Annotated in this window: 20 protein-coding genes; 9 read left to right on the top strand and 11 right to left on the bottom strand. The window is 64.4% G+C overall.

Annotated features, from left to right (window positions below; genetic code table 11):
• Positions 1-38 precede the first annotated feature (38 nt).
• The 4 genes from OIK44_RS11175 to OIK44_RS11160 all read left to right on the top strand — a co-directional run bounded on the left by OIK44_RS11175 (position 39) and on the right by OIK44_RS11160 (position 3,286).
• The gene (locus tag OIK44_RS11175) at positions 39-356 is read left to right on the top strand and encodes a (2Fe-2S) ferredoxin domain-containing protein (protein ID WP_273670823.1); all 318 of its coding nucleotides are present in this window, start codon (positions 39-41) and stop codon (positions 354-356) included.
• Positions 357-367: 11 nt separating this feature from the next.
• The gene (locus OIK44_RS11170) at positions 368-1,018 is read left to right on the top strand and encodes an alpha/beta hydrolase (protein WP_273670822.1); all 651 of its coding nucleotides are present in this window, start codon (positions 368-370) and stop codon (positions 1,016-1,018) included.
• A gap of 89 nt (positions 1,019-1,107) precedes the next feature.
• Positions 1,108-2,253 carry a D-alanyl-D-alanine carboxypeptidase family protein gene (locus OIK44_RS11165; protein ID WP_273670821.1) on the top strand — a complete coding sequence of 382 codons (1,146 nt, stop codon included), beginning with the start codon at positions 1,108-1,110 and terminating at the stop codon, positions 2,251-2,253.
• Positions 2,254-2,359: 106 nt separating this feature from the next.
• Positions 2,360-3,286 carry an aldo/keto reductase gene (locus tag OIK44_RS11160; protein ID WP_273670820.1) on the top strand — a complete coding sequence of 309 codons (927 nt, stop codon included), beginning with the start codon at positions 2,360-2,362 and terminating at the stop codon, positions 3,284-3,286.
• 18 nt (positions 3,287-3,304) lie between these two features.
• Here OIK44_RS11160 and pssA read toward each other — a convergent pair whose 3' ends face one another.
• The gene (gene pssA, locus OIK44_RS11155; protein WP_273670819.1) at positions 3,305-4,090 is read right to left on the bottom strand and encodes a CDP-diacylglycerol--serine O-phosphatidyltransferase; all 786 of its coding nucleotides are present in this window, start codon (positions 4,088-4,090) and stop codon (positions 3,305-3,307) included.
• Positions 4,091-4,309: 219 nt separating this feature from the next.
• Here pssA and OIK44_RS11150 point away from each other — a divergent pair, with 219 nt between their 5' ends.
• Positions 4,310-5,275, top strand: coding sequence for a CAP domain-containing protein (locus OIK44_RS11150; protein ID WP_273670818.1), 966 nt, complete (start codon positions 4,310-4,312; stop codon positions 5,273-5,275).
• A gap of 109 nt (positions 5,276-5,384) precedes the next feature.
• Entirely contained in the window at positions 5,385-6,023 is a 639-nt protein-coding gene (locus OIK44_RS11145) for an Hpt domain-containing protein (protein ID WP_273670817.1), read from the top strand.
• A gap of 16 nt (positions 6,024-6,039) precedes the next feature.
• On the opposite strand, the gene OIK44_RS11140 is transcribed toward OIK44_RS11145, so the two are convergent.
• From OIK44_RS11140 to rpmH, 10 genes are all read right to left on the bottom strand, one after another.
• Positions 6,040-6,234 carry a hypothetical protein gene (locus OIK44_RS11140; RefSeq protein WP_273670816.1) on the bottom strand — a complete coding sequence of 65 codons (195 nt, stop codon included), beginning with the start codon at positions 6,232-6,234 and terminating at the stop codon, positions 6,040-6,042.
• A gap of 153 nt (positions 6,235-6,387) precedes the next feature.
• Positions 6,388-7,830 carry a CsgG/HfaB family protein gene (locus OIK44_RS11135; RefSeq protein WP_273670815.1) on the bottom strand — a complete coding sequence of 481 codons (1,443 nt, stop codon included), beginning with the start codon at positions 7,828-7,830 and terminating at the stop codon, positions 6,388-6,390.
• 69 nt (positions 7,831-7,899) lie between these two features.
• On the bottom strand, positions 7,900-8,520 hold the full coding sequence (locus OIK44_RS11130) for a hypothetical protein (protein WP_273670814.1): 621 nt from the start codon (positions 8,518-8,520) through the stop codon (positions 7,900-7,902).
• Between the two features lie 91 nt (positions 8,521-8,611).
• Positions 8,612-9,727: a hypothetical protein gene (locus tag OIK44_RS11125; RefSeq protein ID WP_273670813.1), complete on the bottom strand. Its 1,116-nt coding sequence runs from the start codon at positions 9,725-9,727 to the stop codon at positions 8,612-8,614.
• Positions 9,727-10,905 (bottom strand): hypothetical protein, encoded by a 1,179-nt coding sequence (locus tag OIK44_RS11120; RefSeq protein WP_273670812.1) that lies wholly within the window; start codon positions 10,903-10,905, stop codon positions 9,727-9,729. The genes OIK44_RS11125 and OIK44_RS11120 overlap by 1 nt, the downstream gene beginning before the upstream one ends.
• Before the next feature lie 449 nt (positions 10,906-11,354).
• Complete coding sequence (gene mnmE / locus OIK44_RS11115) at positions 11,355-12,734, bottom strand: tRNA uridine-5-carboxymethylaminomethyl(34) synthesis GTPase MnmE (protein ID WP_273670811.1); 1,380 nt, start codon at positions 12,732-12,734, stop codon at positions 11,355-11,357.
• A gap of 107 nt (positions 12,735-12,841) precedes the next feature.
• Positions 12,842-14,548, bottom strand: coding sequence for a membrane protein insertase YidC (gene yidC, locus OIK44_RS11110; protein WP_273670810.1), 1,707 nt, complete (start codon positions 14,546-14,548; stop codon positions 12,842-12,844).
• A gap of 12 nt (positions 14,549-14,560) precedes the next feature.
• Entirely contained in the window at positions 14,561-14,821 is a 261-nt protein-coding gene (gene yidD, locus OIK44_RS11105) for a membrane protein insertion efficiency factor YidD (protein WP_273670809.1), read from the bottom strand.
• Positions 14,818-15,228, bottom strand: a complete 411-nt coding sequence (gene rnpA / locus OIK44_RS11100) for a ribonuclease P protein component (protein WP_273670841.1) — start codon at positions 15,226-15,228, stop codon at positions 14,818-14,820. The genes yidD and rnpA overlap by 4 nt, the downstream gene beginning before the upstream one ends.
• A gap of 23 nt (positions 15,229-15,251) precedes the next feature.
• Complete coding sequence (gene rpmH / locus OIK44_RS11095; protein ID WP_010401996.1) at positions 15,252-15,386, bottom strand: 50S ribosomal protein L34; 135 nt, start codon at positions 15,384-15,386, stop codon at positions 15,252-15,254.
• 512 nt (positions 15,387-15,898) lie between these two features.
• Between rpmH and dnaA the strand changes: the two genes are divergently transcribed.
• The 3 genes from dnaA (at position 15,899) to gyrB (ending at position 21,123) form a co-directional block, all read left to right on the top strand.
• On the top strand, positions 15,899-17,299 hold the full coding sequence (dnaA, locus tag OIK44_RS11090; protein ID WP_273670808.1) for a chromosomal replication initiator protein DnaA: 1,401 nt from the start codon (positions 15,899-15,901) through the stop codon (positions 17,297-17,299).
• A 132-nt stretch (positions 17,300-17,431) separates the two neighbouring features.
• Positions 17,432-18,538, top strand: a complete 1,107-nt coding sequence (dnaN, locus tag OIK44_RS11085; RefSeq protein ID WP_273670807.1) for a DNA polymerase III subunit beta — start codon at positions 17,432-17,434, stop codon at positions 18,536-18,538.
• 86 nt (positions 18,539-18,624) lie between these two features.
• Complete coding sequence (gyrB, locus tag OIK44_RS11080) at positions 18,625-21,123, top strand: DNA topoisomerase (ATP-hydrolyzing) subunit B (RefSeq protein WP_273670806.1); 2,499 nt, start codon at positions 18,625-18,627, stop codon at positions 21,121-21,123.
• Positions 21,124-21,147 lie beyond the last annotated feature (24 nt).

Raw genomic sequence — 21,147 nt, 5'->3', positions numbered from 1 at the left:
GTATCATTACGCATCACCGCAACAGCACAAGGCATCCCATGAGCGACACCCCCTATTTCGAACGGCACGTCTTCTTTTGCATGAACCAGCGCGACGACGGCCGCCCCTGCTGCGGCGAACGCGGCGCGGCGGCGGCGCAGAAACACGCGAAGAAGCGCTGCAAGGAACTTGACATCAACGGCCACGGCAAGGTGCGCATCAACCAGGCCGGCTGCCTGGACCGCTGCGACGACGGCCCGGTGCTGGTGGTCTATCCGGAAGGCGTCTGGTACACCTATGTCGACACCAGCGACATCGACGAGATCGTCGACAGCCACTTGCTCGGCGGCAAAGTCGTCGAGCGCCTGAAACTCTGATACCTAGCCTTATGAACAAGAATTCCGAAGCATTTACCCTCGCCGGCCACGCCGGCAGCATGGAAGGCCTGCTCGACTACCCGGCCGACGCGCCGCGCGGCATCGCCCTGGTCGCCCACCCGCACCCGCTGTACGGCGGCAGCATGGACAACAAGGTGGCGCAGACGCTGGCGCGCACCTTCGTCGCGCTCGGCTACGTGGCCGCGCGCATCAACTTCCGCGGCGTCGGCGCGTCCGAGGGCGTGCACGACCACGGCCACGGCGAAACGGACGACATGGCCCTGCTGATGGCGCACCTGCAAGCCCGCTATCCCGGCCTGCCGGTGGCGCTGGCCGGTTTTTCCTTCGGCACCTTCGTGCAGTCGCAACTGCAGCAGCGCCTGATCGCGGCCGGCACCCCGGCCGAGCGCCTCGTGCTGGTCGGCAGCGCCGCCGGCAAATGGGCCATGCCGGCCATTCCCGCCGACACCATCCTGATCCACGGCGAACTGGACGACACCATTCCCCTGAAGGACGTGTTCGACTGGACAAGGCCGCAGGACATCCCGGTGATCGTCATTCCCGGCGCCGACCATTTTTTCCACCGCAAACTCCAGCACATCAAGCGCCTCGTGCTGCAACTGTGGCAAAGAGACGGCGCGGAAAGCCAGCACGCTCTATAATTGAGCCCGTTTTTCCACTCGGCCATGCATAGGCTTGCCCCGCAGCAGCATGGCCCTCGGCACATATTACTGAAACGACACAAGTTCCCATGAAAAAACTCTTAGCGGCACTGGCCTCCAGTGTGTTCTTCCTGTCCGCCGCCGTAGCGCAAAGCTTGCCGGCGCCGACCATCGCGGCGAAATCCTGGCTCTTGCTGGACGCCACCAGCGGCCAGATCATCGCTTCGCAAGACCCGCACGCCCGCATCGAGCCGGCCTCGCTGACGAAGATCATGACGGCCTACCTGACCTTCGCCGCGCTGAGGGAGAAAAAGCTCGACATCAACCAGATGGTCAACGTCTCGACGAAGGCGTGGAAGGTCGACGCCAGCAGCTCGAAGATGTTCATCGACCCGGCCACCCCCGTGAAGATCAACGACTTGCTGTACGGTTTGATGGTGCAGTCGGGCAACGACGCGGCCGTCGCGCTGGCCGAGGCCGTCGCCGGCGACGAAGCCACCTTCGTCACGCTGATGAACCGCGAAGCGGCGCGCATGGGCTTGAAATCCACCCACTTCGGCAACCCGCACGGCTTGCCCAGCCCGGAAAACTATTCGACGGCGCAAGACCTGTCCGTGCTGGCCGCGCGCGTGATCGCCGACTATCCGGAGTTCTACAAGATCGACTCCGTGAAAAGCTTCACCTACAACAAGATCACCCAGCCGAACCGCAACCGCCTGCTGTGGCTGGACCCCACCGTTGACGGCATGAAAACCGGCCACACGGAAGCGGCCGGCTTCTGCATGATCGCCTCGGCGCGCCGTCCCGGCGGCGCCGGCGAGCGCCGCCTGATCTCCGTCGTGCTGGGCACGGCGTCCGACCAGGCCCGCACCCAGGAAAGCCAGAAGCTGCTGAACTGGGGCTTCCAGAATTTCGACACGGTCAAGCTGTACTCGAAGGGCCAGTCCATCGCCACGCCGGAAATCTGGAAAGGCTCGAAGGGCAGCGTCAAGATCGGCTTCGCCAACGACGTGCTGGTGACGGTGCCGAAGGGCGTCGCCGGCAAGATGACGCCGCTGCTGGAGCGCAAGGACCCGCTGGTCGCGCCGCTGGCCGAGAACAGCCGCGTCGGCTCGCTGAAAATGATGGTGGACGGCAAGCCGTTGCTGGAATTGCCCGTCGTCGCGCTGGAAGCCGTGCCGCAGGCAACCATCTTCGGCCGCGCCTGGGACTCGATGCGCCTGTGGCTGAAATAAGCCGGCGCCCAGCACCACCACAGCCCGCCGCGCGCGGGCTTTTTCATGCCCGGCGCCGGCCGGCAAATCGCTCTATAATCAGCCGACGGCCACCTGAAAGCTTTCCATGACGCACACCTTCCCCGCCGATTTGCGCAGCCCGCGCAGCCGCACCAGCACCACCGGGCCCGAGCTGTCGCGCGTCGTCGCCGGCATGTGGCGGCTGGGCGACTGGGACATGACGGCGCAGCAGCGGCTCGCCTTCATCGAGCAGTGCCTGGAACTGGGCGTGAGCAGCTTCGACCACGCCGACATTTACGGCGACTACGGCGCCGAAACCCTGTTCGGCGAGGCCCTGGCCTTGCAGCCGGGGCTGCGCGGCCGCATGCAACTGGTCGGCAAGTGCGGCATCAAGCTGCCCTCGCCGCACCGTCCCGAGCACGCGCTGCCGCACTACGACACCAGCGCCGCCCACATCATCGCCTCGGCCGAGAATTCGCTGCGCCAGTTGCGCACCGACCACCTCGACCTGCTACTGATCCACCGCCCCGACCCGCTGATGGAGTTCGACGAGATCGCCGAGGCGTTCAGCCAGTTGCGCCAGGCCGGCAAGGTGCGCCATGTCGGCGTCTCCAATTTCAGCCACCACCAGTTTGACTGCCTGCACCGGCGCATCGCGCTGGCCACCAACCAGGTCGAGTTCTCGCCGCTGCACGTGGCGCCGATGTTCGACGCGACGTTCGACGGCTTGCAGGATCTCGGCGTGGCGCCGATGATCTGGTCGCCGCTGGCGGGCGGCCGTCTGTTCCACGGCGGCAACGGCCACGGCGAGCGTCTGCGCACCGTCATCAAGGACATCGCCGACCGCCTGCAGCGGCCCTTCGCCAGCGTCGTCTTCGCCTGGATCATGCAACTGCCGTGCCGGCCGCTGCCGCTGACCGGCACCGGCCGCATCGAGGCCGTCGCCGTGGCCGTCGAAGCGACCCAGTTCGCGCTCAGCCGCGGCGACTGGTTCGCCATCCTGCGGGCGGCGCGCGGCCACGACGTGGCCTGAGGCGGCGCGCCCGCGCCGCTATGCCTCGTCGGAATACACGGCGGGCGGGGCGATGCCGCGCCAACCCAGATACCAGGCCAGGTTCAGCGCCACGGTCAGCGCCACGTAGACGGCGAAGAACAGGACGAAGAAGCTGGTCGTCAGCCACAGCAGCAAGCCCACATTGAGCAGCAGGACCAGCAGCGCGGCCACGCTTTTCTCTTGCTTCGAGCTGGGGAAGCGCAGCGTCGACACCATCAGGCTGCCCACGCCGAACAGCAAGGCCACCAGCAGATAGCCCTGCAGCGCCGACGTCAGCGGCGCCGGCCAGGCGACGACGACGGCGGCCACGCAGGCGGCGCCGGCCGTGATGGGGATGCCGACGAAGTAGCGCGGGTCGGTGCGGCCGACATTGACGTTGAAGCGCGCCAGGCGCATCGCGCCGCAGGCGACAAAGAAAAAGCTGGCCATGCCGCCCAGGCGCAGCAGGTGCGGCTCCTGCGCGCCCATCAACACAAATCCATAGCAATACAATAAGACGGCCGGCGCGCAGCCGAAGTTCATCACGTCGGCGATCGAGTCGAGCTGCATGCCGAAGTCCGAGGTGGTGCCGGTGGCGCGGGCGACCAGGCCGTCGAGCGCGTCGAACACGCCGGCCAGCACCAGCAGCGCGGCGGCCAGGCGGTAGTCGGCGGCGTCGCCGACGGCGGCGTTGTCGACCGAAATGACGATGCTGGCGAAGCCGCAGGCGATCGACAGCAGGGTGACAAAGCTGGGCAGGGCATATTTGGCGCGCTGCAGGCGCGACTGGCGGGAAGAGTTCAAATTGTCGGCAATCAAATAATCGGAGGGCGGCGCGGCGGAGCGCAGGCAGCGCCAGGTCCGGTATTTTACCCTGCGCCGCGGCGGCGCCGGCGGCGCGTTAAATAATGCCGGGCCGATGATTTTACGTGCAGAAATAGCTTAGAATCAAGGTGACTGCCGGCCTGACTGCTCAAGCCGGGTGCATGCAATATTCCTCTCTTTCCAATTGGAGTCAATATCATGGTGCGATTGCAACGTTGGCATCTTCCCGTCCCGGCGCTGTTGCTGGCGGCCTTGCTCAGCGCCTGCGGCGGCGGGGGCGGCGGCGGCAGCACGGCGGCCGTGCCGTCCGGGCCGACGAACACCGTGCCGCCGGAAGCCGGCGCGCCCGCGCTGACCGGCAATACGGCGACGGACGGCTTCAACTGGATCAATTTCCGCCGCGCGCAAGTCGGCTTGCCCCTCGCCCTCACCCGCAATGCGCTGATCGACCAGGCGGCGCAAAACCATTCCGACTACCAGCGCCTCAACACCACCATCACCCACGACGAGGTGTCCGGCAAGGCCGGCTTTACCGGCGTCGACCAGCTGAAGCGCCTGAGCTATGTCGGCTATACCGCGACGCCACCCTATATCTTCGGCGAGGTGATCGCCCGCGCCGGCAACGCCAGCGGCACCTATCTGGCCGAGCAGCTCATCACGGCGATCTACCACCGCTTCATCATCTTCGAGCCGCTGTTCAAGGAAGCCGGCTCTGGCGCGGCCGCCAGCAGCAGCGGCGACATCTACTTCACCACCAACTTCGGCGCCAACAACGGCTATGGCGCCGGGATCGGCCGCGGCAAGCTCGTCCTCTATCCATTTTCCGGCCAGACCGGCGTGCAGGTAAATTTCTTCAGCGACAGCGAAGAGCCCGATCCCGTGCCCAACCAGAACGAGGTCGGCTATCCGATCAGCGTGCACGCCGACCTGTCGGGCACGCTGGAGGTCAACAGCTTCACCGTGCGCCAGCGCGGCGCCGCCGCGGTGTTGCCGGTGCGCCTGTTGACGGCCGCCACCGACCCCGAGACGAAATTGGCCGGCCCCGCGTCGGCCGCCATCATTCCCCTCGCCCCCTTGCTTGCCGGCACGACCTACGATGTCACGTTCAGCGGCAGGGTGGACAGCGTCGACGTGACGCGCAGTTGGTCGTTCGCCACCCGCTAGGCGGGCGCCTCGCACAGGGCGGCGCCGGCCGGGCGCCGACGTTTTTGCGTGGATTTCCCGGCAAACTCTGCTATCGTTACGGCTTCAGGCCCCCGTCCGCAGAGCACACATGATGAAGCCATCAGCTCCACCGAGCCATGACGCCGGCGCTGTGGCGCCTCCCGCCCAGCGCGTCCTCGACATCGAGGACGGGTTGGACCGCATCATGGGCGACCGCGTCCTGTACTTCAAGCTGTTGCGGCGCTTCCAGCACGACCACCACAGCACCCCGCACCAGGTCCGCAGCGCCCTCGCGGCCGGCCAGTACGCGTCGGCGCGCCTCCAGGCCCACACCCTCAAGGGCGCCGCCGGCATGGTCGGCGCGCGCGCCGTCCACACGCTGGCGGCCGCGCTGGAGGCGGCGCTGCGCGCGCAGTCGAGTACGCTGGAACTGCCGCTGGAGCAGCTGGAACTGGCCCTCACCGAATTGCTCAACGCCATCAGCGCCGTCTTGCCGGCCGTGTCCGCGCAACAGGCGGCGGCGCCGGATGCCGTCTCCGACCCGGACGACCCGGCCACGCTGGCCCTGCTGGCGCGGCTGGCCGCGCTCTTGCGCGACGGCGACGGCGCCGCCCTCGATGTGCTGGAAAGTTCGGCCGCCACGCTGGCGGCCAGCCTGGGCGTCGGCGCCTATCAGGAAGTGGCGGCGGCGGCCCATGAATTCGACTTCGACGGCGCCTGGCATGCGTTGACGCGGCGCCGCCAGTAACACCGGCCGGGCCGCCTCAGCGGCAGAATTGCGCCTCTTCGTCGAAGGCGTCGGCGCACACCTTGCCGCAAAAGCGGCGCACGCTGTCGAGCGGCTTTTCGCAGTACCAGCAAGCCCCCTTGGGCGGCAGCATCTGGCGCGCGCGCAGCGGCAGCACCGGTTCCGCGGGCGTGGCGCCGTCGTCGGACACGTCGGTTGGTTTCGTTTCCAAGATTGCCCCCTTCCCTTGCAGCGCACCGAGCCTCTTAGCAAGGTTACTTCAGCGGAATTTCAGGGGTATGACAATTCTCAAGCGCGCGCGGGCGCCCGCCGGGAAAGCCGGGGGCCGGCCGGCGCCGGCCCCCGCTTCAGCGGCCGGCGGCGATCACCAGTCGTCTTTTTTCGCCGGCGCCTCGGCCACGGCGGCCTTTTTCGGCTGGGCGGCGGCCTTCGCCGGCGCCTTCGCTTTTGGCTCGTCGGCCGGCGCGGCGGCCGAGCGGGCCGGGGCGCCGCTGACGGCTTCGCGCACCTGCAGCGCGCCTGGGGCCACGCCGTCGAGCTTGCCCGTGACGTTTTCCAGCACGCCATACGACAAGTTCGGCGTGACGCGGTTGATCAGCACGTCGCAGCACGCGTTTTCGATATTGCCCAGCGACTGCCCCGTTTGCGGATCCTTGATTTCCTTGCCTTGCAGGTAGACGCGATAGCGGCCGTTTTCCACCAGCGCGCTGCCGCCCTGGCTCAGGACGACATTGTTGCCGTCGCGCTCGACCACGGAAATCGGGAAGGTGCGCGCCAAGATCGCCGCCGTCGTTTGCTTGACGATATCGATTTCGATGTTCTTCAGGATGGCGCCCTGGTTGATGCCGCTGCCCAGGGTCGTCGGCGCCGTCGACGGCGGCGCGCCGCGCAGGGTGGTCGACTGCAAAATCTGCCGCGTGGCCAGGTTGATCATGCGCTGCGACACGGACCAGCCGCCCGAATACGACACCAGTTCGCGGTCCGAGGTTTGCAACTGGCGCGCGTGGCGCTCATAGGCCAGCTCGTTGACGACGCCGACCCAGACCAGATCGGCGCTCAGCGCCTGCCCCATCTTGGCGAAGTCCGTGTTGACGGTCTGGCCGGAGCCGATCATGTCCAACTCGTTTTGCAATTCATCTTCGAACTGGCGGTCGAGCACGGTGAAGCGGCCCGTCTGCGTCAGCGCGTCGATGATTTGCTGGCGCACGGCGCCCAGCACCTCGGCGGCCGGCACGGCGCGGCCGCCGATATTGAAGGAGCTGCGCTCCGAACGCAGCGGCGCGACGACGATCTTGATCTTGCCGCTGTCGGCCGGCGCCTTGAATTTGGCGATCTGCGCGTCGATCGTGACGGTGAAGGCGCCGCCCTTGGCCGCCGGCGGCGTGATCTTGCCGACTTTAAAGGAAGACACCACGCCCTTCGACTCGGCGACGATGCGCTCGGCGAAAGCCTGGCCCTGCATGGTCGAGTCCAGCTTGGCGCTGTCGCGGCCGTATTCCGTTTCGACGTCGAGCGTGGCGTTGACCTGGGCGAACATATTCGCGCTCACCGACGTGGCCTGCACGGTCGTGCCGTTGACCTGCATGATGGCGTTCTTCAGCGCGTCGTTGACGGCCGCGCCGGGGGTCACGCCGCTGCCGGTGGCGCTGGTGGCGACCTGTTCAATCTTGCCCACGTCGGGAGTCTGCGTCAGGTTCGGGCCTGGGGCCGGCGCCGCCGGTTGCGCCGGCGCCGGCGTCTCCTTCTGCCCGCAGCCGCCCAGGGCCAGGGCCAGGGCCAGCACGCTCGATGTCATTGCGATTTTCATGATTCAATCCGTAGAGATAAAAAAAAGGCGGGACAAACCAGGTTCGTCCCGCCGGCAAAGCATGCAGTCTTACAGCATCGAGGTTGCGTCGTTGGCTTCTTTTGGCAGCGGAATGTTGTTGGTTTTCGAGAATTCGATCGCCAGCTTCAGGGTGCTGGCCAGGCTCTTGATCGAACCCGGCAGGTTTTGCACGACGAACAGGGCCGGTGCGGCCGCGCCGCCCATCGAGGTGACGCTAGGCTTGAAGCCGGTGACGTCCTTGCTCATGCCGACGTACTGGATGACGCCTTTCGACAGGTCTTGCACGCCTTCGGCGAACTGCTTCTTGCTGGCCGCGTCCATGACGACTTTCTTGCCGCTCATCTGCTGCTCCAGCGCCTTGCTGCTGTCGCTTTGCAGCTTGCTGGCGCCTTCCAGCGCATCCTTGGTCGCGCCTTCGGTCAGGTTTTTCGCGTGCAGGGCCACTTTGTCGGCCTCATCCTTCAAGCCGACGGCGGCCAGCATGTTGGCATCGGCCTTCATCACGTTTTGCGTGCCGGCGACGTACTTGCTGACGATCTGCTCGGCGCTGGCGCCCGAGCTCTTGCCGCCGCCGAGCATACCGCCCAGGCTAGGCATTTGCGCCGAAGCGACGGCGGAAGCGCCCAACAACACGGAAGCCAACAGGACGGAGATGCGTTTGTTTTTCATGGAGGTTACCTTCAAATGGATAAAAATACGCCGGGAACACTGCAATTCGCGCGGGCGATCGACGTCTCGCCCGCGCCGGTAAAAGGCTGGCTTAGTGCACGCCGACCGCGTTGAGGCGGCTGACGATTTCCTTCGCCGCCGCCGACGACGCTTCCTTCAGCGCCTTCGTCGTGGCCGTGTTGTTGTCGCTGCCCAGGCCGAAATACTGCACCGGCGGCACCGAGGCCACTTCGCGCGGCAGATTGCCGCGCAGGTCCATCACGCGGCCCGTCACGGACACCGTCACGCGCTGCAGGCCGGTGGCGTCGTCGGCGATCGGCGCGTTGACGTCGAAAGTGGCCAGCACCAGCAGCGGCACGCTGGCCTTGCGCAGCGAGCCGACGATGGAGCGCAGCGTGGCCGGCGTCAAATCATTGCCTTTCGAGAAATCGTTATTCACCGCCGGCACATCGGTGTCCGCCAGCACGAATTCCGGATCGGCCACGGAGAAGCCAGCCTGCGAAAACACGCTGGTGACGGCGGTTTTCTGGTTGGCCATCGAGAACACGCGGTAAGCCGTGTCGTCCGCCTTGCGCGTCGTGCTGCCGCCCGTTTCGACGGTCACGCTGCGCTTGACTTCGATCTTGTCGTTCTGGCGCTTGGAGGCGTTGGTGGAGACGGAATTGCGCTTCAGGGACTCGCCCTCGCTGCCCTTGACGCTGCCGTTGCGGCTCATCGAGGCCTCGGCGCTCAGTTCGGCGCGCTGGACCACCCGGTCGTCATAGGCGCGCACGCTGGCCACTTCGCGGCCGACGAACACATACACCATCTGCGACTTCTCGGCGACGGCCGTCTTGCCGGTGGCGCTGGCGCTGCGCAAGGTGTTTTTCAGCTTCGCGACATTCAACTCGACGCGCACCGACACGGAATACTTGTGCAGGCTGGGCTGGTCCAACTCATTGATGACGGTGGTGCTGAGCAGGAATTTATCCAGGCTGGCCTGGACATGTTCCTGGATCGCCTCGAAATTCTGCGATTCCGCTTCGCCGCTTTCGGCGAAATAACGTTCCACCGACGCCACCTGCGCGTCGCGGTAGGCTTTTTCCTTGAGCGCCACGCTGAGTTCTTTCGGATAACTGACCGTCGCCACACCCTTGACGACGACGATCTGCGCGAAACACTGGAACGACAGCAACAAGCCGGCGCCGAACAATACTAATTTCTTCATTATTTACTAGCCTTTAAAATTACCCGAGTCGCCTCAAGTTGTTTCACAATATCTTTTGCCGACGCCGCCGTCGCCGCCCATTTCGAATCGGGCGTCTCAAACGCATCGTTCAGTTTCAAGAACATACCGCGCACCGCATCCTGGAAAGCGGCGAAATCATCGGATGCCAGCAGACCGGCCGGCACCACCGCCACTTCACCGTTTTTCAGGTCGGTATTCAGGAAATCCGTGTTCAGCGTCGGCTCGTAAAAATGCACATTCGCGTAGGCGCCATACACATACGAGGTGCCGACCTTGGTTTCCGCCGTTTTGATCTTGGCGAATTTATTCAGGCGGATATCGAACAAATAATGGCCCTCTTCCAATTTGAGGTTGTATTCGTCGCCATTTTCCAGGCGCAAGGCCATCGTGCCCATGGCGTGGCCCACGCTGGACGGCAGCACCGGCACGCCGGACTTGGCCGACAGAATCGACGCGAAGGAATCGGCCAGCATGCTTTCCAATACCTTCGGATGGCTGCGCAGCGCTTCCGGCATCATCGCCAGCGCTTCCGGCGCCAATTCCGCCTTGCGCACCTGGATGTTGTGGTGGCCCGGCACCGGCAGCGTGGCCGTCGCCAGGCGGTTGCTGAATTGCGTCAGCAAGCCCTTGCCATCTTCGCGCAGCAGCATTTGCTCGACGAAGGAATCGATGCGCTCGGCCGACGGCTCGTTCGGCGTGGCGTCGAACAGCGCCACGCTGATCGGATAGCTGCGCACCACCGTCTGATTTTTATAATCGAAAATCAGGGCGTCGCCGCGCAGATTGACGAAGGTTTTGTAATAGCTGCCGAAATTCTCGGTCGACACGGTTTCGCCCGTCAGCAACAGCACCGTCATCAAAGCCTGGTCGCTCTTGCGCAGATTCAGCAGCGCGTCGGACGGCATGAAGCTCAGGGCCGGGTTTTGCGTCTGGCGGATGCGCTCCGTCACCTGGCGCGACAAACTGCCGGCGCCGGCCTGGGCCTGCAAGCGCTTATACACCTGGAAGGCATAAGGGAAGCGGGTTTTCGCCGTGGAGAATTCGCCGGCAAAGGCAAAACCGGCGATCGCCACATCGGCCGCGCGCGCCGCGCCGGAGAAAAATGCCAGCATCGCGACAATGGCAATGACGATATAGGACTGACGTTTTAAATACACTGGCTTGCTCCTGTAGATATTGTGCTTATTACCAATGTCATTGCAAAAACAATATCAGTCGAATATGTAAAAACGAGGCAATGATTGTTCCGCGTGGCTTCACCAGGCATTGCTGCCGCATGAAACGGTAAATTTGCATTATTGCTCAAAAGAAATGACGCGAATTATATAATGAATTTGGAAACTTTGCGTTTCTGCGACATATTGTGCGGGGCAGCTCAAGCGAACGGAGGGCGGCCGGCGGCCGAGTTTTCCGCGCCTTTTGCCGTTTTATGCTGTTTGAATCGGGCCGGGAATACGGCCCAAGGGAAGGGATGGGCAGCCGGTGAATTCACACCGTCCGCCATGGATTGCGCCATGAATATGCGCGCAAGGGGGCTTGGCACATCGTGCACGCCGGGGGCGGGCATCAGCAGGCCGCCCCGCTCTGGCGCTAAGCGGAACGCACCCTATTTACCGATGCAGAAACGGCTAAAAATCACGCCCAGCAAATCGTCGGACGAGAACGCGCCCGTGATGCTCGACAACTGCACCTGGGCCAGCCGCAGCTCCTCGGCGAACAGGTCGAGCGACTGGTCGCTCTGCGCCGCGTGCTCGGCGGCAATGTCGAGGTGCTTGCCGGCCGACTTCAGCGCGATCAGGTGGCGCTCGCGCGCCAGGTACAGCGACTCGCCCGTCTGCTGCCAGCCGGCGATGCGCAGCAACTCGGCGCGCAGCAGGTCGATGCCGATGTGCTCGTGCGCCGACAGGTAGACGTGGGTGGCGTCGTCCATCGGGTCGACGGCCGGCTTGTGGCCCGACAGGTCGATCTTGTTCCAGATGCGCAGCACCGGCACGCCGTCGGGAAAGGCGGCGACGATGTTCTCGTCGGCGCGGGTCGGGCCGTGGTCGGCGTCGAGCAGATGCAGGATGACGTCGGCCTTGCCGACCTCGCCCCAGGTGCGCTCGATGCCGATGCGCTCGACCAGGTCGACGGCTTCGTCGACGGCGCGGATGCCGGCCGTGTCGATGATGTTGAGCGGAATGCCCTCGATCTGTATCGTCTCGCTGACCTTGTCGCGGGTGGTGCCGGCGATCGGTGTGACGATGGCGACGTCGGAACCGGCCAGCGCGTTCAGCAGCGACGATTTGCCGACGTTCGGCTGGCCCACCAGCACCACGTTGAGGCCCTCGCGCAGCAGCGCCCCCTGGGCCGCCTGCTGGAACACCTTGCGCAGCGCCTCGATGACGCCGGCCAGCTTGCCGCGCGCGTCGGATTTCTCCAGGAAGTCGATTTCCTCCTCGGGGAAGTCGAGCGTGGCCTCGACCAGCATGCGCAGGCCGGTGACTTGCTCGACCAGCGCGTGGATGGTGTTCGAAAAGGCGCCCGACAGCGACTGCGACGCCGATTTCGCCGCCGCCTCGGTGGAGGCGTCGATCAGGTCGGCGACGGCCTCGGCCTGGGCCAGGTCGAGCTTGTCGTTGAGGAAGGCGCGGCGCGTGAACTCGCCCGGCTCGGCCAGGCGCAGGCCGAGCTGCTGTCCGGCCTCCAGCACGCGCGCCAGCAGCAGTTGCAGCACGATGGGACCGCCGTGGCCCTGCAATTCCAGCACGTCCTCGCCCGTGTACGAGTGCGGCCCCTTGAAATGGATGGCGATGCCCTGGTCGATGATGGCGCCGGCGGCGTCCGTGAAGGGCAGATAGGTGGCGTGGCGCGGCCGCAACACGGCGGCGCCGAACAGCGCGGCCATCAGCGCGTCGAGGTTTTTGCCGGAGGCGCGCACCACGCCGATGCCGCCGCGGCCGGGCGCGGTGGCGATGGCGGCGATAGGGGAAGAGTCGAGTTTCATGGTGTGATTGTAATTTATTGTGGCCGGCGCCGGCCCCCAAGCGGCGGCGGCGCGCATAAAAAAGCCCGCGCTAGGCGGGCTTTCTGGAAAACCGGGTTAAAGCGGTCTTATTTGCTCAGCGAGACAGGGGTCTCGGCCGGCGCGTACTTTTTCGTGATCACCCATTGCTGGCCAATCGACAGCACGTTGTTGACGACCCAGTACAGCACCAGTCCGGACGGGAAGAAGAAGAACATGACCGAGAACGCCAGCGGCATGAACAACATCATCTTCGCCTGCATCGGATCGGCCGGGGCCGGGTTCAGCTTGGTCGTGATGAACATCGAGATCGCGTACAGCACCGGCAGGATGAACCACGGGTCCGGATCGGCCAGGTTGGTGATCCAGCCTATCCACGGCGCGCCGCGGATTTCAACGGATGCCTGCAAGACCCAGTACAGCGCGATGAACACCGGCATTTGCACCAGGATGGGCAGGCAGCCGCCCAGCGGGTTGATCTTCTCGGTCTTGTACAGCTCCATGGTGGCCTGGTTCATCTTCTGCGGGTCGCCCTTGTAGCGCTCGCGGATCGCCTGCATCTTCGGCGTGACGACCTTCATCTTGGCCATGCTGCGGTAGCCGGCGGCCGACAGGGGGAAGAACAGCAGCTTGATCAGGATCGTGAAGACGATGATGGTCCAGCCCCAGTTGCCCAGGACTTTGTGGATCTGTTCCATGACCCAGAACATCGGCTTGGCGATGACGGTCAGGAAACCGTAGTCCTTGACCAGGTCCAGGCCGGGGGAAACGTTTTCCAGCAGCTTGGATTCCTGCGGGCCGGAATACAGCTTGGCGTGGTTGCTGATGGTGGCGCCCGGCGCCAGCACGCCCAGCGGCGTGACGGTGCCGATCGCGTAGGTGTTGGTGCTGACCTTCTTCGTGAAGATGTCGTGCTGGGTTTTGTCCTGCGGCACGAAAGCGGAGACGAAGAAGTGCTGGGAAATGGCGATCCAGCCATTGTCGGCGGCGATGGCGTGGTCCGGCACGATTTTGACGTCGGGCTTGGCCAGTTGCTCGGTCGCCTCTTTTTCGATTTTCTCGAACGTCAGCTTCTTGTACTTGTCGGCGGCCGTGAACAGCGTCGGGCCGGTGTAACTGCTGTTGAAGTAAGAGTCGCCGGCCGGCTTGTTGCCGTCGTGTACCAGTTGCGCGTACAGCTCGGGTTTGACGGGCGCCGCGCCGACGTTGGTGACGTCGTGGCGCACGTCGATGACGTAATCGCCGCGCTTGAACGTGAAGGTCTTGGTCAGCTTGACGCCGCCCTCGAGCGCTTCCAGCACGACTTGGATCTGGTTGCCGCCGTCGAGCATGCGCGCGCCGGGCTGGGCGACAAAGCCGGTCTGGTGGGTCGGGAAGCTGCCGGCAACGGCGCCGACCAGGCCGGTCTGGGCCAGATAGGTCTTGCCCGCGCTGGCTTCGAACAGCACCTGGTTTTTCTTCTCGTCGATGCCGTCCTTAAACTTCAGCAACTCCAGGCGCACCAATTGGCCGCCCAGGGTGTCGATGTCGGCGCGCACGACGTCGGTCGTGACGGTGATGCGCTCGCTCTTGAAGGCCGTGGCCGGCGCGGCGCCGCCCGGCAGCGCCGCGGCGCCTGTGGCGGTGGCGGCGGGTAAGGCGGACGCGGCATCCTTGCCGGCCGGCGCCTTCGCGGCCTGCTGAACCGGCGGCGCGAAGAACGAGGGCTTGTTGTTCGAGACCATCCACTGATCCCACAGGAAGAACAGTGACACGGAAAACACGATCCACAGGATGGTACGTTTATTGATATCCATTAGGGTATTCTGTCAGGAGTGGTTGCAACCGCAAGCGGTCGTTGAAGATTGGCTGCCGCCGGCCGGCGGGACGGGGTCGACACCGCCCTCATGCCAGGGATGGCAGCGGCACAGACGCTTGGCCGCCAGCCAGCTGCCCTTGGCGGCGCCGTGCAGGCCGATCGCTTCGAGCGCATAACTGGAACAACTCGGATAGAAACGGCAATTCTGCCCCAGCATCGGGCTGAGCAACAACTGGTAGCCGCGCAGCAGCAGGAGCAGCAGGGTTTTCATGGCGCTTTGCGCACCCGTTGCGCGGCAAACAGCCGCGTCAGCTCGGCGCGCAGCTCCGCCTTCAGCTGGGCCGTCGTCGCCGGACCGGCCTTGCTGTTGACGGCCTTGGCCAGGCGCACCACGCAATCGACGGGCTGCAACGCGGATATGCGGAACAGCTCGCGCGTCACGCGCTTGATGGTGTTGCGCGTGGCCGCGCGCGGCGCGAAACGTTTCGCCACCACGACGCCCAGCCGCGCATGCGGCAAGTCGTTCTGGCGAGTGTAGAGCACGAAGTGCGCCGTTTTTTGCGTCGGACGCAAACGAAAAACGGATGAAAATTCATCCGTTTTAACGATGCGCCGAACGCGTGCGAAGTCGTGTGAACCTTCGCCTGAATTGCCGACTGTGTTAGTGCAGCTAGTCACGCGATCAGCTAGCAAAGACTAGCCTAGACGGCCAGACGTTTGCGGCCTTTTGCACGACGTGCGTTAAGCACATCACGACCACCACGGGTAGCCATACGAGCGCGGAAGCCGTGCGTGCGCTTGCGGCGGACGACGGAAGGTTGGTAAGTACGTTTCATGTTGGTCTCGCTAAAAACAAAAAAAATGCAAAATCGGGTCTGACGTCCCGTCAGTTTTTGGTGCCAATGACAATCGCGCACTTATGCCAAGGCACAAGCTGGCCAATCCTCATCGCCCGCTTAATCCACGCTTACTCCATATTGTCGTTCAAGTGAATAAACACGGAATACGGGCGGGGAACCCTGAATTATTCAGCATCTCCCCCCCTGCTGTCAAGGCTTACAGGCAACGCCGACGAAATTGGCCCCGCCTGGGCGCGCCGCCTAGGCGGGAGCCGCCCCGTGCCGCGCGCCCGTTTCCCCCAGTGCGGCGCGGGGCCGGCGGGGCCGCGCCGGCCGGCCCCGCGCAGAAAATAAAGATCGTGCCTGTGGATAACTTTCGCGGTCGAGAGTAGAATAGCGCGTTACGTGTGGCGAGCCCTCGCGCGAAACCCGCCGTGTTGCAGCAACACGACAGGCGCCGCGCAGGGCAGTATCGATACGCCCCCCCACACCTTTTCACATAGACATACATGGACAATTTCTGGCAGACCTGTTCCGCGCAGTTGGAACTGGAGCTGACACCGCAACAATTCAGCGCGTGGATCAAACCGCTTATCCCCCTCGACTACGAGGAGGGAAAGTTGCGCATTGCGGCGCCGAATCGCTTCAAGCTGGACTGGGTCAAGACCCAGTTCGCCAACCGCATCAGTGCGCTTGCGGTGCAGTATTACGAAGGCCCGACCGAGGTGCAGTTCGTGCTCGACCCGCGCCTGGCGCTGCCGAAAAAGCCGGCCGCGCCGGCGGCCAGCCCGGCCAGCGACCCGAACGGCGGCGCCGCGCCGGCCAACCGCGCCGCCGACCCGGCCCAGAGCGTGCCCGAGTTCAACATCGGCAATTCGCCGCGGCGCGAGCAGAGCCGCATCAACACCGACCTGACCTTCGACAGCTTCGTCACCGGTAAGGCCAACCAGCTGGCGCGCGCCGCCGCCATCCAGGTGGCCAACAACCCGGGCGTGTCGTACAACCCGCTGTTCTTCTACGGCGGCGTCGGCCTGGGTAAGACCCACTTGATCCACGCCATCGGCAACCAAGTGATGGCCGACCAGCCGGGCGCGAAGATCCGCTACATCCACGCCGAGCAGTATGTGCGCGACGTCGTCACGGCCTACCAGCGCAAGGGCTTCGACGACTTCAAGCACTACTACCACTCGCTGGACATGCTGCTGATCGACGATATCCAATTCTTCGGCGGCAAGAGCCGCACCCAGGAAGAGTTTTTCTACGCCTTCGAGGCGCTGATCGCGGCGAAAAAACAGATCATCATCACCAGCGACACCTACCCGAAGGAAATCACGGGCATGGACGACCGCCTGATCTCGCGCTTCGACTCCGGCCTGACGGTGGCCATCGAGCCGCCGGAGCTGGAGATGCGCGTGGCCATCCTGCTCAAGAAGGCCAAGCAGGAGGGCGTCACCTTCTCCGACGACGTGGCGTTCTTCGTCGCCAAGCACCTGCGCTCCAACGTGCGCGAGCTGGAAGGGGCGCTGCGCAAGATCCTCGCCTACTCGCGCTTCCACGGCAAGGACATCACGATCGACATCGTCAAGGAAGCGCTGAAGGACTTGCTGTCGGTGCAGAACCGGCAGATTTCCGTGGAAAACATCCAGAAGACCGTGGCCGACTTCTTCAACATCAAGGTGGCCGATATGTACTCGAAGCGGCGCCCGGCCAACATCGCGCGGCCGCGGCAGATCGCCATGTACCTGGCCAAGGAGTTGACGCAGAAGAGCCTGCCGGAAATCGGCGAACTGTTCGGCGGGCGCGACCACACCACCGTCTTGCACGCCGTGCGCAAGATCGCCCTGGACCGCACCAAGAACCCCGAGTGCAACCACGAGCTGCACGTGCTGGAGCAGACGCTGAAGGGCTAGGGCTGGCCCCGGGGCTGGCCGGAAACGGCGTTTGCCTTTATTATTTGGCAAAGTTCGGCGGCCGGCCGGCGGGCGGCGCGGCGCCGGCATTGTTACACTAAGTACCGTTAAACCATCTATTCGAGGATTACTATGCAATTGGTCAAAACCACCCGAGATACCCTTCTCCGGCCACTGCAGATCGTGAGCGGTATTGTCGAGCGTCGGCACACTATGCCGATTCTGGCCAATATCCTCATCCGCAAGGACGGCGAAAACGTCTCCTTCCTGTCGACCGACACCGAAGTGCAGATCACCACGCACGCCCAGATCGGCTCCGGCCACGACGTCAGCGGCACCACCGTGGCCGCGCGCAAGCTGCTCGACATCCTGCGCGCGCTGCCGGAGGCGGGCGACGTGACGATGACCCTGCTCAACAAGCGTTTGACCGTGCAGACCGGCAAGTCGCGCTTCGCCCTGCAAACGCTGGCGGCCGAGGAATTCCCCACCGTGCAGCAGGCCGACAGCTACAACGCCAGCGTGACGCTGCCGCAAAAGACCCTCAAGCACCTGTTCAACATGGTGCATTTCTCCATGGCCCAGCAGGACATCCGCTACTACCTGAACGGCCTGCTGCTGGTGCTGGACGGCCAGAACGTCATCGCCGTCGCCACCGACGGCCACCGCCTGGCCTTCTGCCAGGTCGAGACGGAGCAAAGCTTCGCGCGCCAGGAAGTGATCATCCCGCGCAAGACCATCATCGAACTGCAGCGCCTGCTCGAAGAGAACGACGAGCCCGTGCAACTGGACATCGCGGCGAACCAGGTCAAGCTGACCTTCGCCGACATCGAGCTGATCTCCAAGCTGGTCGAGGGCAAGTTCCCCGACTACACGCGGGTCATCCCCAAGGGTTACAAGAACGACTTCACGATAGGCCGCGACGAACTGCTGCGCTCGCTGCAGCGGGCCGCCATCATGACCAGCGACAAGTTCAAGGGCGTGCGCTGCATCATCAGCCCGGGCAGCATGAAAATCAGCTCGACCAACGCCGACCAGGAAGAGGCCGTCGAGGAACTGGAAATCGACTACGGCGGCGACGCCGTCGACATCGGCTTCAACGTCACCTACCTGCTGGACGTGCTCAACAACTTGAAGTGCGAGCAGGTCAACATCGCGCTGGGCGACTCCAATTCGTCGGCGCTGATCTCCATCCCCGACAACGCCGACTTCAAGTACGTTGTCATGCCGATGCGGATTTAAGCCGTAACGCCGGTCCCGGCCGCGCGCCGGGACCGGCGTGAGCAATTCCCGAATCAATCAGTAATCGCTATTTGAGAAAGCAGTCCATGTCCGAGAGCCCACAAGAGAACCCGATCCAGCCCAAAACGGAAGAATACGGCGCCGCCTCCATCCAGATCCTCGAAGGTCTGGAGGCGGTGCGCAAGCGCCCCGGCATGTACATCGGCGACACCTCGGACGGCACCGGCCTGCACCACCTGGTGTTCGAGGTGCTGGACAACTCGATCGACGAATCGCTGGCCGGGCATTGCACGGAAATCCACGTCACCATCCACTCCGACAACTCGATCTCGATCACCGACAACGGCCGCGGCGTGCCGACCGGCCTGAAGATGGACGACAAGCACGACCCGAAACGCAGCGCCGCCGAAATCGTCATGACGGAGCTGCACGCCGGCGGCAAGTTCGACCAGAACTCCTACAAGGTGTCGGGCGGCCTGCACGGCGTTGGCGTGTCCTGCGTCAACGGCCTGTCGAAACTGCTGAAGCTGACCATCCGCCGCGACGGCAAAGTGCACTACATGGAATTCGTCCGCGGCGTGCCGCAGCACCGCGACATCGTCATGGTCGGCGACATCGCCACCTCGCCGATCAAGGTCATCGGCGAAACGGACAAGCGCGGCACCGACGTGCATTTCTGGGCCGACGAGGAAATCTTCACCCACGTCGAATTCCACTACGAAATCCTGGCCAAGCGCATCCGCGAACTGTCCTTCCTCAACAACGGCGTCAACATCAAGCTCAGCGACCAGCGCACCGGCAAGGAAGAAGTCTTCGCCTTCGAGGGCGGCACGCGCGGCTTCGTCGAATACATCAACAAGGCCAAGTCGGTGCTGCACCCGACCATTTTCCAGGCCACCGGCGAACGCGTCTCCGACCAGGGCACCAACATCACGGTCGACGTGTCGATGCAGTGGAACGACGCCTACAACGAGCAGGTGCTGTGCTTCACCAACAACATCCCGCAGCGCGACGGCGGCACCCACCTGACCGGGCTGCGCGCGGCGATGACGCGGGTCGTCAACAAATACATCGACGAGCACGAATTCGCCAAGAAGGCCAAGGTTGAAATCAACGGCGACGACATGCGCGAGGGCCTGACCTGCGTGCTGTCGGTGAAGGTGCCGGAGCCGAAGTTCTCCTCGCAGACCAAGGACAAGCTGGTGTCGTCCGAAGTGCGCGGCCCGGTCGAAGAGATCGTCGCCAAGACGCTGGCCGACTACCTGCAGGAGCGGCCGAACGACGCCAAGATCATCTGCGGCAAGATCGTCGAGGCGGCGCGCGCCCGCGAAGCGGCCCGCAAGGCCCGCGACCTGACCCGCCGCAAGGGCGTCATGGACGGCCTGGGCCTGTCGGCCAAGCTGGCCGACTGCCAGGAAAAAGACCCGGCCCTGTCCGAACTGTACATCGTCGAGGGTGACTCGGCGGGCGGCTCGGCCAAGCAGGGGCGCGACCGCAAGTTCCAGGCCATCCTGCCGCTGCGCGGCAAGGTGCTCAACGTGGAAAAGGCGCGCTTCGAGAAAATGCTGTCGTCGGAGCAGATCACCACGCTGATCGCGACGCTGGGCACCTCGATCGGCCCGGACGAATTCAACGTCGACAAGCTGCGCTACCACCGCATCATCATCATGACCGATGCGGACGTCGACGGCGCCCACATCCGCACCCTGCTGCTGACGCTGTTCTACCGCCAGATGCCGCAACTGGTCGAGCGCGGCCACATCTACATCGCCCAGCCGCCGCTGTACAAGGTCAAGGCCGGCCGCGACGAGCGCTACCTGAAGGACGACCTGGAAGAGGCCAGCTACATGATGACGGTGGCGCTGAACAGCGCCGTGCTGATGCCGCGCGAAGGCGCCGACGGCATCAGCGGCGAGCCGCTGGCCGAGCTGGTGCGCCAGTTCAACCTGGCCAACGCCATCATGACGCGTTTGACGCGCGTCATCGACCGCGCCGCGCTGACCGCCATCATGACGGGCGTGACGCTGAACCTGGACAACGCCGAGAGCGCCCAGGCCTCGGCCGCCGCGCTGCAGGCGACCATCAACGACACGGCCGTGACGGTGCTGGTCCGCTCCGACGAGCTGTCGGAGAAGCACATGCTGCGCATTGAGCGCATGCACCACGGCAACGTCAAGGTCACGGCGATCGACGCCGACTTCACCCAGGGTCCGGACTACAGCGTGCTGGCCAACGCGGCCGCGACCTTCCAGGGCTTGATCGGCGAAGGCGCCTTCGTGCGCCGCGGCGAAGGCGAGCGCATGAAGGAAACGGCCGTCGTCGACTTCCACCAGGCCATGCAGTGGTTGCGCGACGAAGCCGAGCGCACCGTCTCGAAACAGCGCTACAAAGGGCTGGGCGAGATGAATCCGGAGCAGTTGTGGGAAACCACGATGGATCCGACCGTGCGCCGCCTGCTGAAGGTGCAGATCGAGGACGCCATCGCGGCCGACCAGATCTTCACGACCTTGATGGGCGACGACGTGGAACCGCGCCGTGCCTTCATCGAAAACAACGCCCTGCGCGCGGGTAATATCGACGCCTAAGGTGTCGGGTGACACGGTAAGTGA

The sequence above is a fragment of the Janthinobacterium fluminis genome, assembly GCF_028595325.1.
GTDB lineage: Bacteria > Pseudomonadota > Gammaproteobacteria > Burkholderiales > Burkholderiaceae_D > Janthinobacterium > Janthinobacterium fluminis.
This window is presented reverse-complemented; position numbering and strand designations above follow the sequence as displayed.